This window comes from Streptomyces sp. NPDC097981 (genome assembly GCF_040302565.1).
In the GTDB taxonomy this organism is placed as follows: domain Bacteria; phylum Actinomycetota; class Actinomycetes; order Streptomycetales; family Streptomycetaceae; genus Streptomyces.
Window position 1 is genome coordinate 1 of record NZ_JBEORW010000031.1, and the last position, 13956, is coordinate 13956.

The following is a 13956-nucleotide window of genomic DNA, read 5'->3' on the forward strand; positions in this document are numbered from 1 at the left end:
AAGAAGTTCGTCATCACCAACGTCATCGTGTCGCAGAAGTTCCTCAAGGAGCACCCGGACGTCGTCGAGGCCGTGCTGCGCGGCACGGTGAAGACGAACGAGTGGATCAACGCCAACCCGGACAAGGCGAAGGCCTCCGCCAACGCGGCGCTCAAGACGCTCAGCGGCAAGGAGCTGGAACCCGCGGTCATCGACCCGGCGTGGAAGAACATCCTCGTCACCGACGACCCCCTCGCCGGCACGCTGAAGACCGAGTCCGACTGGGCGGTCAAGGCCAAGCTCATCGAGCAGCCCGACCTCTCCGGCATCTACGACCTGTCGCTCCTGAACAAGGTGCTCAAGGCCGCCGGCAAGCCCGAGGTCTCCGACGCCGGCCTCGGCGCCAAGTAAGCCCGCAGACACGAACCCCAGGAGGTGACGACCATGGCCACCACACTCGCCAAGGCTGCCGAGGGCACGGTAGCGGAGCAGACGCACGCCGCCCGCATCGAACACGTCTCGAAGTCCTTCTCCGGCCCGGCCGGATCGCAGCTCGTCCTGGACGACATCAGCCTCGATGTCGCGCCCGGCGAGTTCGTCACCATCCTGGGCGCGTCGGGGTGCGGCAAGTCCACGCTCCTCAACCTGGTCGCCGGTCTCGACAAGCCCACCGCGGGCACCATCGAGACCGCCGGCCGGCCCGCCCTGATGTTCCAGGAGCACGCCCTCTTCCCCTGGCTCACCGCGGGCAAGAACATCGAACTCGCCCTGCGCCTGCGCGGGGTGGCCAAGGCCGACCGCAGGCCGGAGGCCGAGCGCCTGCTGGAGCTGGTCCGCCTCGGCGGCGCCTACGGCAAGCGGGTCCACGAGCTGTCGGGCGGCATGCGCCAGCGCGTCGCCCTGGCCCGGGCCCTCGCCCAGGACAGCCGGCTGCTGCTGATGGACGAGCCGTTCGCCGCGCTCGACGCCATCACGCGTGACGTGCTGCACGGCGAACTCACCCGCATCTGGGCCGAGACGGACGTCTCCGTCCTGTTCGTCACGCACAACGTCCGCGAGGCCGTCCGCCTCGCCCAGCGCGTGGTCCTGCTCTCCTCCCGCCCCGGCCGGGTCGCGAAGGAGTGGACCGTGGACATCCCGCAGCCGCGCCGCATCGAGGACGCGGACGTCGCGGAACTGTCCGTCGAGATCACTGAACACCTGCGTGGGGAGATCCGCCGCCATGGCCAGCACTGACACCACCCCGAAGGCCAAGAGCGACGACCTGGCCGGCCTGGAGGCAGGCCTGGACGCCCTCGACGCGGTCCAGACCCACCGCACCCCGGCCCGTGAGGTCCTCGTCAAGAAGGTCCTGCCGCCGTTCATCGCCGTCGGCCTGGTGCTGCTGGTGTGGCAGGTCCTCGTCGCGGCGAAGGTCACCGACGAGACGAAGCTCCCCGCCCTGTCCGCGGTCTGGGACAGCCTGTCCGAGATGTGGCTCAAGGGCACCCTGCTGGAGGTCATCTGGACCAGCGTCTCCCGCGGCCTGCTCGGCTTCCTGCTCGCCCTGGCCATCGGCACCCCGCTCGGACTGCTCGTCGCCCGCGTCAAGTTCGTCCGCGCCGCGATCGGCCCCATCCTCCAGGGCCTGCAGTCCCTGCCCTCGGTCGCCTGGGTCCCCCCGGCCGTGCTCTGGTTCGGCCTCAACGACGCCATGATGTACACGGTGATCCTGCTCGGCGCGGTCCCCTCGATCGCCAACGGCCTCGTCGCCGGCATCGACCAGATCCCGCCGCTGTTCCTGCGGGCCGGCCGCACGCTGGGCGCCACCGGCCTGCGCGGCGCCCGGCACGTGGTCATGCCGGCCGCCCTGCCGGGCTACCTCGCCGGCCTGAAGCAGGGCTGGGCCTTCTCCTGGCGCTCCCTGATGGCCGCCGAGATCATCGCCAGCTCCCCCGACCTGGGCCTCGGCCTCGGCCAGCTGCTGGAGAACGGCCGCAACAACATCGACCTGCCCGGCGTGTTCCTCGCGATCATCCTGATCCTCGTCGTCGGCATCGCCATCGACCTGCTGATCTTCAGCCCGGTCGAGCGGTGGGTGCTGCGCAGCCGCGGCCTGCTGGTCAAGAGCTGAGTCCCGTGTTCCACGTCCCCGCCCCCGTCCTCCTGGTCATCGCCCACGGCAGCCGCGACCCGCGGCACGCGGCGACCGTGCACGCCCTCACCCGGCGGGCGCGGGCGCTGCGGCCGGGGCTGCGGGTGGAGACGGCGTTCCTGGACTTCAACGCCCCGCGCGTCGACCAGGTGCTGTCCGCCCTCCACGCCGAAGGCGTCCGCGAGGTGGTGGCCCTGCCGCTGCTGCTCACGCGGGCCTTCCACGCCAAGGCGGACATCCCGGCGGTGCTCTCGGAAGCCACGACCCGGCAGCCGGGCCTCTCGGTCCGGCTCGCCGAGGTCCTCGGCCCCTCCCCGCTCCTGACGGAGGCGCTCGAACGTCGCCTGCGGGAGGCGGGGCTCACCCCGGCGGACCGTTCGAGCATCGGTGTGGTGCTCGCGTCCGCCGGCTCCTCGGACCCGGAGGCGATCGCAGTGATCGCTGAAATCGCGCGGGAGTGGCGGCACACCGGTTGGTGCGCCGTGCGGCCTGCGTTCGCCTCCGCGGCGCTTCCCCGTACAGAGGACGCCGTACGGGCGCTGCGCGCGGAGGGGGTCCGCCGGATCGCGGTGGCCCCGTACGTCATCGCCCCCGGGCGCCTCCCGGACCGCATCACCGCGGGCGCGGAAGCCGCCGGGGCGGACATCGTGGCGGACGTCCTGGGCGCGGCGCCCGAACTGGCCCGCCTGCTGCTGCGCCGCTACGACGCCGCCGTGCTCACCCGCCTCCACGTCCCGGCCCTGACGGCCTGACGGAGGGCTCCGGGCACCCGGACACACTGTCGGCGTGCGGGGCCCGGGCCGGGGTCATGCGCGGGCCGCGGCCTCGTCGGCCAGGGCCGTCAGGTCCTCGATGGACATCGCGCCCGGCGGCAGCCCTTCCCGCGCGAAGATGTTCGCCGCGTGGCGGAGCGTGTCGTTCACCGGGGTCGGGACCGTGTGCAGCCGCCCCAGCAGGGAGACCTCCCCGTTCAGGTAGTCCGCCTCGATCGAGCCCGTACCGCGCCGGAGCGACTGCCAGGACGAACCGCCGCGCACGCCCGGCGGCTGCTCGACCTTGCCGTCACGGGCCGCCGACTGTTCGGCGTCGGAGGCGTACGCGATCCCTGCCGCGTCCAGCGCCGCCCGCCCCTCCCGCTGCGCCCGCAGCAGCAGCGCCGCCTTCGCCGGGTGCGGCTCCGGTCCGGTGGTGGCCTGGATCGCGTTGCCCAGGTTCCCCAGCAGCTTCGCGTACTTCCACCGCATCACGTCCTCGACGACCGGCGCCTCGAAGCCGGACTTCTCCAGGTCGGCAGCGATCCGCCGGGCCCGCGCATCCGCACCCCCGGCGGCCCGCCCGAGGTGCAGGATGCCCGTCAGCGGCGTGCACAGCGCGGACACCACCCCGGGCTCCAGGAAGGTGGCGGGCAGCCATACGCAGACCCCGTACACGCGGGCGAAACGGCGCAGTGCGAGCCGCTCGCTCTCCACCCCGTTCTGTGCGCACAGCACCGGCAGCCGCTGCGCCGCCGTGCCGCCGCCCGCCACCTCCGCGTCGCCCCACGTGTCGAGCGCGGCGATCGCATCCTGTGTCTTCACGGTCAGCACCAGGACGTCGTCCGGCCGCAGTTCACCCAGCTCCGCCGGGCCCGTGACCACGGGAATGCGGTGCACCCGGGCGCCGTCCGCCGTCGTGAGCCGCAGCCCGTCCGCCTTGAGGGCCTCCGCGTGCGCGCCGCGGGCGACGAGGACGACCTCGGCGCCCGCCTCCGCCAGCCGTCCGCCGATGGTCGCGCCGATCGCGCCGGCACCGATGATGATGTAACGCATGGCCAGGAGCCTGACACATCCGGCCCCCTGCCTTGCGGTCGGGGCACGGAGCCCCGTGTTCCGTCCCGGCCGAACTCCTTGACGCGGCAACCATCCGTCCGACGCCCCCGGACCGGCCGTCCTCGACGCGCTCGACCCGTGGCCCGGCCGTAGGCTTGAAGTGCACGCACGGAGCGGGGAGCCCCAGTCCGCTTGCGTCGGTTTCCACCATCTCGGGGGCGGCACCTTCTCGACGGGGCTTCTCACGCCTGAACTCCTTGCCCGAAGGGAGCCCTGATGGCTGCCACGAAGCGGACGTCCGCCAAACCCGCGACCGCCAAGCCCAAGGCGGCCAAGCCCCGGGCCGGCGGCGCCGCCGGTCCGGCCGGTTCGGCGAACGGGCAGGACGAACTGATCACCTCGCTCAAGCAATTCATCCGTACCCGCGGGTCGGGCTATCTCAGCGACCCGAACGTGTCCTCGATCGGCATCGGCTACAAGGAGAAGAACGGGAAGCGGAGCAAGGAGCTGGCGCTGCAGTTCACGGTCGACAGGAAAGTACGGCCGGAGGGCGTACGGGACGTCGGCAGCGTCGAGATACCGCCGGTCATCGACATAGGCGGCGGCGTCAAGGTGCCGACCGACGTGGTGCAGCGCAGCTACAAGCCGCACTTCCTGGTGGTGGCCGAGGCCGAGACCCCCGAACGCCAGAAGCGCGTCGACCCGGTCCGTCCCGGGGTGAGCGTCGGCAACGTCAAGGTGAGCGCCGGCACCCTCGGCTGCATCGTCTTCGACAAGAACGACGGCTCGACGTGCGTGCTGAGCAACTGGCACGTGCTGAACGGCCGCAAGGGCGTCCTCGGCGACGAGGTCGTGCAGCCCGGAACCGCCGACGACAGCCGTATCGCCCTGAACCGGCTCGGCACGCTCAAGCGCTCCCACCTCGGCCGGGCCGGCGACTGCGCCGTCGCCGGCATCACGGAACGCGACTTCGACACGGCCATCCTCGACCTCGGGGTCACGCCGGCGAAGCTGGGCGAGCCGCAGATCGACGACAAGGTCGTCAAGAGCGGGCGGACCACCGGTGTCACGCACGGGATGGTGACGCGCCCCTTCGCCAAGGTGAGCATCGACTACGGCCCGCCGGTCGGGGTCCGCGAGATCGAGTGCTTCGAGATAGGCCCCGACCCCGGCCACCCGGCGGACGGCAACGAGATCAGCCTGCCCGGCGACTCCGGTTCGGCCTGGCTGTTCAAGGCGCGCACGGGCAAGCCGACGGACGTACTGGCCGGTCTGCACTTCGGCGGCGAGGGCGACGGGGACCCCGAGGACCGGGCGCTGGCGTGCTTCCCCCACGCGGTCTTCGAAGAACTGAAGATCACACTGGAGCGGCCCGCCTCCGACTCGCTGGAGGCGCTGACCGGGTACGACCCGGGCTTCCTCGCCGTACCGATAGGGGCACCGCAGCTCAACCCGTCGATCAAGGACGATGCCGTACAGCTGGACGGGTCGCCGGTCATCCCGTACACGCACTACTCGCTGGCCCTGAGCTCGGCGCGGAAGTTCGCGATCTGGGTAGCCTGGAACATAGACGGCGGCGCGCTCAAGAAGCTCGACCGCAAGGGGATCGAGTTCACGAAGGACCCGCGCCTGCCGGCAACCGCCCAGATCGGCAACGAGCTGTACAAGGGCCCGGCCAACCGGCTGGACCGCGGTCACATCGCGCGCCGCGCCGACCTGATCTGGGGCACGATGCCCGAGGCGGAGAAGGCCAACAGGGACTCGTTCTTCTACACCAACATCACGCCGCAGATGGACGACTTCAACCAGAGCGCGCGCAACGGCATCTGGGGGCAGCTGGAGAACGCCGTCTTCGAGGACGTCGAGGTCGACGACCTGAAGGTGAGCGTGTTCGGCGGCCCGGTCTTCCAGGAGGACGACCGGCTCTTCCGCGGCGTGCAGCTGCCGCGCGAGTTCTGGAAGGTGCTCGTCTTCTCGGACGGGGGGACGCTCAAGTGCAAGGCGTTCCTGCTGACGCAGAGCCTGGTCCTGACCGAGGCGCTGGAACTGGACGAGTTCCGGGTGTTCCAGGTCACGCTGGCCGAGATCCAGAAGCGGGTGCACGTCCGCTTCGCCGCCGCGATGGCCAAGGCGGACACCCTGGTGGTGCCGGAATCCCTGGAGGACCGCACCCCGCTGGAGAGCCCGGCCGACATCGACTGGGACTGACGGGGCCCGCGTCAGGCTCTGAGCCGGCGTGCGCGGTCACCCGGGCGGAGGGCCGGGTCGCGGGGCGGTCCGGGGAACGTCCGGGCCGGGTGTCCGACACCGTGTTCGCTCTCGTCTTCCGTCAGTCCTCCGTCAGCTCGACGAGTCTGGCCACCGTGTTCCAGTTGCGGGTCGTCGCGTCGATGCCTTTGAACACGGCGGGCTTGAAGAGGGCCTCGGCCAGTTTGGAGCGGCCCAGCCCGTCCGGGGTGTAGAGGTAGACGACCCGGTCGCCGATCCGGTACTCCTCCGGGAGGTACGAGGGCCCGTCGATCGAAGCGAACCGCTCATCGGCCGGCTGCTCCGAGAGGAAGGTGGCGTGCAGCTGCCTGCCCTCCAGTTCGGCGGACGGGAAGGGGCAGGCCTCGGCGACGGCGCGCAGCCGGGCGCCGTCGACCACCAGGCAGGCCACCGTAAAGCCGAAGCGGGCCTCGACGGCCTGCTCCAGCTCGCGGGCCAGCGCGGCCGTGTCCTTCTGCGTACTGGCGAAGACGGCGTTGCCGCTCTGCAGGTATGTCTGCACGTCGGTGTGGCCGAGGCCGGCCAGGACCTCGCGCAGCTCGGCCATCGGGACCTTCTTGGCGCCGCCGACGTTGATTCCGCGCAGCAGGGCCGCGTACTTCTTCGTGGTCATGCCCGAACGATAGGACGGTGCACCGACACTGCGGCCAGTTCGGCCTCGATGAGGTCGGCGGCCTGTCGGGTGCCCCCCTCGGCGGCCGTCTGCGCCCGGACGGCCTCGGCGCGGGCGGCGACCTCGGGGTCCGCGACGAGCGCGAGAACGGCCTCCCGCAGGGTCCGGGCGTCGGCTTCCTCCATCGGGACGTGCCGGGCGACGCCGAGCTCCTGGAGCATGTCGGCGTTGCCGAACTGGTCGACGGCCTGCGGGACCGCGACCATCGGGGTGCCGGTGGCGAGGCCCTCCTGGCTGCCGCCGGCGCCCGCGTGCGTGATGAAGGCATCGGCCTGGCGCAGGATGTCCAGCTGGGGAACCCAGCGGTGGACCTCGACGTTGGCGGGGACGGCGCCCAGTTCGGCCTCGTCGGTGAACTTGCCGATCTGGAGGACGACGTGCCAGCCGGGCAGGTCGCCGAAGGCCTCGATGCAGGCGCGGTAGAAGGCGGGCTGCCTGGTGAAGGCGGAGCCGAGGGAGACCAGCAGCACCTTCTTCCCGGCCGCTTCCGCCGGGCGCTCCCAGGTGCCCTGGTCGGCGCTGCGGTCGCCCTGGCAGGCGCCGACGAAGGTGTACACGGACGAGTCGACCCGGTCGGCGTGCGGCTGCAGGGCGCGCGGGATGAGGACGATGCTGCGGCGGGGGCGGCCAACGAAGTGGTCACTGTCCTCGTCGATGCCGTTCTCGTCGAGCCAGGCCCGGAAGCGGGCGTGGTACGCGCGGCCCCGCTCGGAGGCGCGCAGCGCGGCCGCCATCGGCGCCGCGACCTCTTCCTCGTACCCGGTCCAGGCGACCAGGTTCGGGGAGAGCGAGATCTCCGGGACGCCCCAGCGGCGGGCCAGGACGGTCGCCGGGTAGGAGGCGATGTCGTGGATGACCAGGTCCGGCCGGTCGCCCTCGAAGGCGGCCGCGAGCTGCGGCAGGGCCTGGACGGCGTCGTTCAGGAACGGCTCGACGTGGTCGATGGGCTCGGTGCCCCAGGCCTCGGGCTCGTCCTCGGTGGGGAGGGTGGAGTTCCAGATCACCGGTGTGGCGCCGGTCTCGGCGACCTTCCCGGCGAAGGAGGCGGGGATGGCGTAGCTGACGCGGTGGCCGCGGGCGACGAGTTCCCGGATCACTTCGATGCTCGGGTTCACGTGGCCGTGGGCGGCGATGGAGAACATGGCGATGTGTGCGGGTTTGGCTGAGGTCATGCGCCGAGGCTAACGAGACGAGACGTCTCGTGCAACGCCTGTTTCTGGCCGCTCCCGCCCGGGCGCCGTGCGCCGGGCCTGATGGCACGTCAGGGCGGAACGCGCCGGGATGCAAGACTTGGCGGATTCACGACGATCCGGATCCGGAGAGACGGCATGGACGAGGCGCAGGCCAGGGACGTACTGACGGCGGCGGGCCTCACGGGGCCGGCCGCGCTGCTGGCGCTGGGCGAGAACGCGGTCTTCGCGGCCGGCGACCTGGTGGTCAAGGTCGGCCGGGAGGCGGCGCTGCTGGAGCGCGCCGAGCGGGAGCTCGCGGTGGCGGGCTGGCTCGAACAGGCCGGAGTGCCGGCGGTCCGCGCGGCCGAAACAGAGCCGCGGCTGGTGGCAGGGCACCCGGTGACCGTGTGGCACCGCCTCGCGGACGCGGTCCGGCCGGCCGGTCCCGAGGACCTGGCGGTGCTGCTGCGGCAGATCCACGCCCTGCCCGGGGCTCCGTTCGCGCTGCCCGCGCGGGACCTGCTGGGCGGCGTCGAGCGCTGGCTGCGGCTGGCGGGCGAGACCGTCGACCCGGCCGACGCGGCGTACCTGCGGGCCCGGCGCGACGCGTACGCCGGCGAGGTGGCCGCACTCACCCCGCACCTGCCGCCGGGCCCGATCCACGGCGACGCCCTCCCCCGCAATGTCCACGTGGGCCCGGACGGACCGGTCCTGGTGGACCTGGAGACAGTCTCGGCCGATCTGCGCGAGCACGACCTGGTGGTGATGGCCCTCTTCCGCGACCGGTACGGGCTGCCCGCGCCGTCGTACGAGGCCTTCACGGCGGCCTACGGATGGGACGTGCGCGAGTGGGAGGGCTGCGCGGTGCTGCGGGGTGCCCGCGAGACGGCCGGTTGCGCGTGGGTCGCCCAGCACGCCCCGGCCAACCCGAAGGCGCTGGCCGAATTCCGTAGCCGGGTCGCCTCCCTGCGCGACGGCGACACGGAAATGCGGTGGCACGCGTTCTAGGCGTGCCGTACCAAGGACGGCATATGAAACTGCACACCACGATCCACACCGCCCGCCTGGGCACGACGGAATTCAAGGTCATACGCCCCGCCCGGACCCCGGCCCGCGCGGTACTCCTCGACGGCACCTGGTACCTGAACGGGTGGTTCGACCAGGAAGCCGCGCGGATCACCGCGGGGCTGTGGGCGCTCGCGGCGACGTCACCGCGGTCGCTGGTCCACCTGCCGATCCGGGCCAACGCGGCGGGCGGACCGGATACGGGCGTACAGCGGCCGCTCGACCTCGTCCTGCTGCACCACTCCCTGCAGTTCGCCCCGTCCCGGTGGAAGGAGCTGCGCGGCCGGCTCGGCCCCGGGCGCCCGCACACCGCGGACCTGCCCGGACCCGACCCCGACGCGGAACCCGACGTGTCGGACCGGCACCACCGGGAGAACCGGGACCGGTTCCGCCAGGCCATCCACAGCGAGACGCTGTTCATGACGGGCAGCGCCCGGACGTTCCGGGAGACGGCCGGGCTCTTCGCCGACATCGCCCGCAGCGGCCCCGGCGGGGCGCTCAACCACCGGGGCAGGCACTACTGCCGGAGCCTGTACTGCGATCCCGCCGAACGCGACCTGCACATCGAGTACTCCGACGACTGGCCCTGACCCCGGCCCCGAGCGGCCCCTCGGGCGAGCAGCTCGGGAACTTCCCGCAGACGTTCACCCACTCGGCCCTCATCGACGCGGCCCTCGCCCTGGACGAGGAGCTCGACCGCGCCGACGGCCGGACCGGCTGACCGCATGAACCATCGGTGGGCGGTCGACGCGTGCGGTGCATGGTCACTGCTACGGCGCCCGTGGCGGTGTCGTCCTCCCGGTTCCCTGACAGGGGGCCGGCCTGCGCGCGGCAGCAGGGCCGCGGCGGTCAGCCCGCCCAGGCCGGCGACCGCGAGCGCCGCCATCGCCACCGCGTACGCACCCTTGCTGAGCCCCGAGACCAGGATCGTGCCCGCCACGGCCGTACCGAGCGAGGAACCGAGGTTGGAGATGCTGCGCGACAGGCCGGAAATCTCGCCCTGCCGCGTCTCGGGGAAGCACGACTGGACCACGTTCACCGACGGGGTGAGCATCACACCCAGACCCAGGCCGATCAGCAGCAGGCCGGGGGCGAACGCCCAGGCACCGGGCTGCCAGGCGACCAGGGGCAACAGCACGGCGACGCCGGCGATCGTCACGACGAAGCCCGTCATGATGAGGGTGCGCTGTGCACGGCGCCGGGCCAGCCACTCGGCGGCCAGTGAGGAAGCGAGGATGCCGAGGGTCGCGGCGGTGAAGATGACGCCGGTCTCGATCGCGTCGTAGCCGCGGACGACCTGCAGGTAGGCGGCGACGGTGAACGACACGCCCATCAGCATCAGCCACTGCGTGTTCTGGGTGACCAGGCCGAGGTTGGAGGTGCGGTTGCGGAACAGGTCCGTCGACAGCAGCACCTCCCGGCCGGCGCGCTCGCGGCCACGCACCCAGGCGAAGAAACCGGCCAGCACCAACGCACCGGCCAGCAGCAGGCCCAGCGCCAGCCAGCCGTTGTTGTCGACGGCCAGGATGCCCGTCACCAGCAGCACCAGCCCCGCCGCCGACAGCACGGCCCCGACCGTGTCGAAGGGCCTGGCGGGGTCGGGCGGCAGCGGATCGGTGATTCCGCGGCTGAGCACCACGATCACCACGATCACCAGCGCCTGGAACACGAACGCGGCCCGCCAGCTGATCGCGCTCGTGATCAGCCCGCCGATCAGCGGACCGGCGGCCGCACCGATCCCTCCCATCGCCATGATCGCGCCGAACGCACGCGCCCGGGACGCCGTGTCGGTGAACAGCAGCGTGGTCAGGATGTAGACCGGCGGGATCAGCAGCGCCGTACCCACACCCTCCAGGATCGAGTTCCCGAGGATCAGCACGCCCAGCCCCGGCGCGGCTGCACTGAGCACCGCCCCCACCCCGTAGACCACGAGCCCCGCCAGCAGGCAGCGCTTGCGCCCCCACTTGTCGGTCAGCTTCCCGCCCGGGATCATCAGCGCAGCCATCACCAGCAGGAAGATCGTGATGGCGACCTGGACACCCTGCACGGTGGTGTCCAGGTCCTCGCTGATGTCGTTGATCATCACGTTCATGTTCGAGCCGGCGAAGCTGCAGATGAACTGCGCCAACGCCAGCGGGGCGAGCACCCGCCGTGTCCCCGGCGCGCCTCCCTTGGCTCCTGCCGCTGCCGTCCCCGCCATGCCGCCACCTGCCCGTCCGCCACGTTTGATGTCCTGAGGAACTGCGGCTTCGTCCGCGAGCAGCCCGGCGCTGACGGAACTCAGCCGCCGCCACGACCGTCGCATGGCCAACCGCCGTAGAGCCGAGGGCGCGGGGGCCGTCTTCCACGTCTTCGCCGCCCTGGCGGAGTTCATCTGCGAGTTCATCGTCATCGGCACCAACGAGGGCTTGGCCGCCGGTCGAGCCCGCGGCCGCGTCGGCGGACGCCCCACCGTCGTCACCGAGGGGCAGCGGACCTCGTCGTAGCGCACCGTGAGCCCGGCGGGGATCTCCGAGAGCTGCCCCCGCAGTGCTGCCGTCCGGCCCGGCTCTGCGAGGTTTGCTGCGCACTCACCGCCCGCGCACTCACCGCCCGCGCCGGTCATCGCCTCCGGGGAACGAGCGGCCAGGCAGGCTCGACGACTGCCGCCGGATCCGCGGTGCGCCGCAGATAGGCCTGCAACGAGGCCGACTGTTCGGCCGCCGCGCGCACCTGAAGGGCGTGCAGATCCGCCAAGGGCATCACACTGACGGGCCGGTGCTTCTCACCCATGCGCCGCACCACGCGGGCGGCCGCCACGGCATCCGCCCTCGCATCGTGCGCGTCATCGAGAGACACCCCGTAGTGGGCGCACAACGCGTGGAGAGCCCGCTTGCCCTTGCGGTACTTGTCCACGTGTTTGTCGATCACCAGCGGGTCGATGACGGGCGAAGGCACACCGCCCAGCCGCTCGCTGACCGACTCGACCCCGTGGCGCCGGCACTCCCGGTCGAGCAGTGACAGGTCGTAGCGTGCGTTCATCACCACCAGGGGCGTCCCGAGCCGCAGCCCCTCGGTGACGGCCTGCGCGATCTCCTCGACGGCCGATGCAGCCGGTGCCCCGAAAGCGCGGGCGTGCTCCGTCGAGATGCCGTGGATCGCCGACGCCTGCTCGGGTATGGCCACTCCGGGATCGAGCAGCCAGGTCCTCTCCTCCGAGACGGACCCGTCCGCATCCAGCCGCACCACCGCCGCCGTGACGATGCGGTCGGTTTCCACGTCGGTGCCCGTGGTCTCCAGGTCGAAGGCCACCAACGGCCCACTGATCCAGCTCATCGGACGGCTCCCGCTCCGGCACGGGGCGCCGGCTCCGCCGCAGCCGTCACGATCCGCGGCTCCCCCGGCTCCGCGCCGGTCGTCTCCGGGTCGCATCCGATCGGCACACCGCCGTGCCGGTCCCCCGTGCCGTGCCAGTCCTCCACCCCGTGCCCCTCCCCCGTACACCTTCGGTCAACGACTTTCAGCCTGCCACGGGGCACTGACAGTCACGACACCGGGCGGGAGTCCTGCCAGATCGACTCGAATTCCTCCCGATACGTCGGGAACAGCCCGTGCTCCGCGTCCCGCGGCGAGCCGTGGGTGCCGCCGCCCCGCAGGACCAGCACCGGCGCCTCCATGCCGCGCGCCCGACGCAGGTACGACTGCACCACGGCGATGCCCGAGGACTCCCCCTCCACCAGGTACGCGGTGAAGCGGGGCGTCTCGTCGAAGACGTGGATCTCGAACCGCGAGGGATCGCGCAGCCCCGCCCGGACCCGGCGCACATGCAGGATGTTCATCTCCACCGAGCGGCTCAGCTCGCCCTTGCGCAGGCCCAGCTCCCGCTCGCGCCGCTTGACGGCGCTGCTGGCCGGGTTCAGGAACAGCAGCCGGACCCGGCAGCCGGCCTCCGTGAGACGCACGAGTCTTCGGCCCGAGAAGTTCTGCACCAGCAGGTTGAGCCCTATGCCGATGGCGTCGAGCCGCCGCGCCCCGCCGAACAGGTCCTCCGCCGGGAGCTGCCGCTGCAGCCGCACCCGGTCCGGGTGGACCGAGACCACGTCGGCGTACCGGTCGCCCACCAGGTCCTCGACGGCGTCGATCGGCAGCCGCTCCGCCGACGGGGAGCCCGCGCCGCCGCCCAGCACCTCCAGCAGCCGGGCCGAGGCGCGCTCCGCCTGCTCCAGCACCGCCCGCGACAGCGCCCGGTTGCGGGAGACCACGTTCCGGGTGACCTCCAGCTCGTCCAGCGCCAGCTCTATCTCCCGCCGGTCGTCGAAGTACGGCTCGAAGCACGGCCAGTGCTGGACCATGAGCTCCCGCAGCTGCGGGAGCGTCAGGAAGCTGAGCACGTTGTCGTCGGCCGGGTCCAGCAGGTAGCCCTTGCGCCGGCTGACCTCGCGCACCGCCACGGCGCGCTGCACCCACTCCTGGCCGGCCGGCCCGGCGGCCGCGACCACCCAGTCGTCCCCGCCGTGCACGGGCTCGTAGATCGGCCGCAGCACCGCGCCGACGACGGCGCGCAGCCGCTGCTCGATCAGGTTCAGCCAGATGTACGCACGGCCGGCCCGCTGCGCCCGGGTCCGGACCTCGCTCCACGCGTCCGCGCCCCAGTCCAGCTCGGCCCCGGCCCGCACACTCCCGGCCGCCGGCGGGGCCAGCGACACCGCCCCGGCCGGCACCCCCGTGGGAACCCCGCCCGACACCCCGCCGGGCGCACCGCCGGGTGCACCTCCTGGGGCGTCCGCCGGGCCGCCCTCGTGACCGCTGTCACCAGGGGGCAGCTCCAGACCTCCCGAGCTCACCCGTGCACCGCCTTCTGCGTCTGGACGCCCGTCT

13 protein-coding genes and 1 pseudogene are annotated in these 13956 nt (G+C 72.3%); 8 read left to right on the forward strand and 6 right to left on the reverse strand.

Going from position 1 to position 13956, the window contains the following annotated elements:
* The 4 genes from ABTY04_RS26855 to ABTY04_RS26870 all read left to right on the forward strand — a co-directional run.
* The coding region (locus tag ABTY04_RS26855) for an aliphatic sulfonate ABC transporter substrate-binding protein (protein WP_502996723.1) at positions 1–390 on the forward strand (390 nt) is incomplete at its 5' end.
* 33 nt (positions 391–423) lie between these two features.
* Positions 424–1215 carry an ABC transporter ATP-binding protein gene (locus tag ABTY04_RS26860; RefSeq protein ID WP_352215957.1) on the forward strand — a complete coding sequence of 264 codons (792 nt, stop codon included), beginning with the start codon at positions 424–426 and terminating at the stop codon, positions 1213–1215.
* Entirely contained in the window at positions 1202–2092 is an 891-nt protein-coding gene (locus ABTY04_RS26865) for an ABC transporter permease (protein WP_352215958.1), read from the forward strand. The genes ABTY04_RS26860 and ABTY04_RS26865 overlap by 14 nt, the downstream gene beginning before the upstream one ends.
* 5 nt (positions 2093–2097) lie before the next feature.
* A complete protein-coding gene (locus ABTY04_RS26870; protein WP_352215959.1) occupies positions 2098–2865 on the forward strand; it encodes a sirohydrochlorin chelatase in 768 nt (255 codons plus the stop codon).
* Positions 2866–2919: 54 nt separating this feature from the next.
* On the opposite strand, the gene ABTY04_RS26875 is transcribed toward ABTY04_RS26870, so the two are convergent.
* Complete coding sequence (locus tag ABTY04_RS26875) at positions 2920–3921, reverse strand: ketopantoate reductase family protein (RefSeq protein ID WP_352215960.1); 1002 nt, start codon at positions 3919–3921, stop codon at positions 2920–2922.
* 276 nt (positions 3922–4197) lie between these two features.
* On the opposite strand from ABTY04_RS26875, the gene ABTY04_RS26880 reads away from it, so the two are divergent.
* Positions 4198–6129, forward strand: a complete 1932-nt coding sequence (locus ABTY04_RS26880; protein ID WP_352215961.1) for a DNA/RNA non-specific endonuclease — start codon at positions 4198–4200, stop codon at positions 6127–6129.
* 121 nt (positions 6130–6250) lie between these two features.
* On the opposite strand, the gene ABTY04_RS26885 is transcribed toward ABTY04_RS26880, so the two are convergent.
* Both ABTY04_RS26885 and mgt read right to left on the reverse strand, forming a co-directional pair.
* Positions 6251–6802, reverse strand: a complete 552-nt coding sequence (locus ABTY04_RS26885) for a DUF1697 domain-containing protein (protein WP_352215962.1) — start codon at positions 6800–6802, stop codon at positions 6251–6253.
* Positions 6799–8069: pseudogene (gene mgt, locus ABTY04_RS26890) on the reverse strand (macrolide-inactivating glycosyltransferase). The gene ABTY04_RS26885 and the pseudogene mgt overlap by 4 nt, the downstream one beginning before the upstream one ends.
* A 121-nt stretch (positions 8070–8190) precedes the next feature.
* Here mgt and ABTY04_RS26895 point away from each other — a divergent pair.
* Together ABTY04_RS26895 and ABTY04_RS26900 are read left to right on the forward strand one after the other, a co-directional pair.
* Positions 8191–9042 (forward strand): phosphotransferase enzyme family protein, encoded by an 852-nt coding sequence (locus tag ABTY04_RS26895; RefSeq protein WP_352215964.1) that lies wholly within the window; start codon positions 8191–8193, stop codon positions 9040–9042.
* Between the two features lie 23 nt (positions 9043–9065).
* Positions 9066–9689, forward strand: coding sequence for a hypothetical protein (locus ABTY04_RS26900; protein WP_352215965.1), 624 nt, complete (start codon positions 9066–9068; stop codon positions 9687–9689).
* Here the strand turns inward: ABTY04_RS26900 and ABTY04_RS26905 are convergent.
* A complete protein-coding gene (locus tag ABTY04_RS26905) occupies positions 9617–11299 on the reverse strand; it encodes an MFS transporter (protein ID WP_352215966.1) in 1683 nt (560 codons plus the stop codon). The genes ABTY04_RS26900 and ABTY04_RS26905 overlap by 73 nt on opposite strands.
* 103 nt (positions 11300–11402) lie before the next feature.
* On the opposite strand from ABTY04_RS26905, the gene ABTY04_RS26910 reads away from it, so the two are divergent.
* A complete protein-coding gene (locus ABTY04_RS26910; protein WP_352215967.1) occupies positions 11403–11585 on the forward strand; it encodes a hypothetical protein in 183 nt (60 codons plus the stop codon).
* Positions 11586–11700: 115 nt separating this feature from the next.
* On the opposite strand, the gene ABTY04_RS26915 is transcribed toward ABTY04_RS26910, so the two are convergent.
* On the reverse strand, positions 11701–12414 hold the full coding sequence (locus ABTY04_RS26915) for a 3'-5' exonuclease (RefSeq protein ID WP_352215968.1): 714 nt from the start codon (positions 12412–12414) through the stop codon (positions 11701–11703).
* A gap of 209 nt (positions 12415–12623) precedes the next feature.
* Positions 12624–13922, reverse strand: a complete 1299-nt coding sequence (locus ABTY04_RS26920; RefSeq protein WP_352215969.1) for a DUF5919 domain-containing protein — start codon at positions 13920–13922, stop codon at positions 12624–12626.
* Positions 13923–13956: the final 34 nt, after the last annotated feature.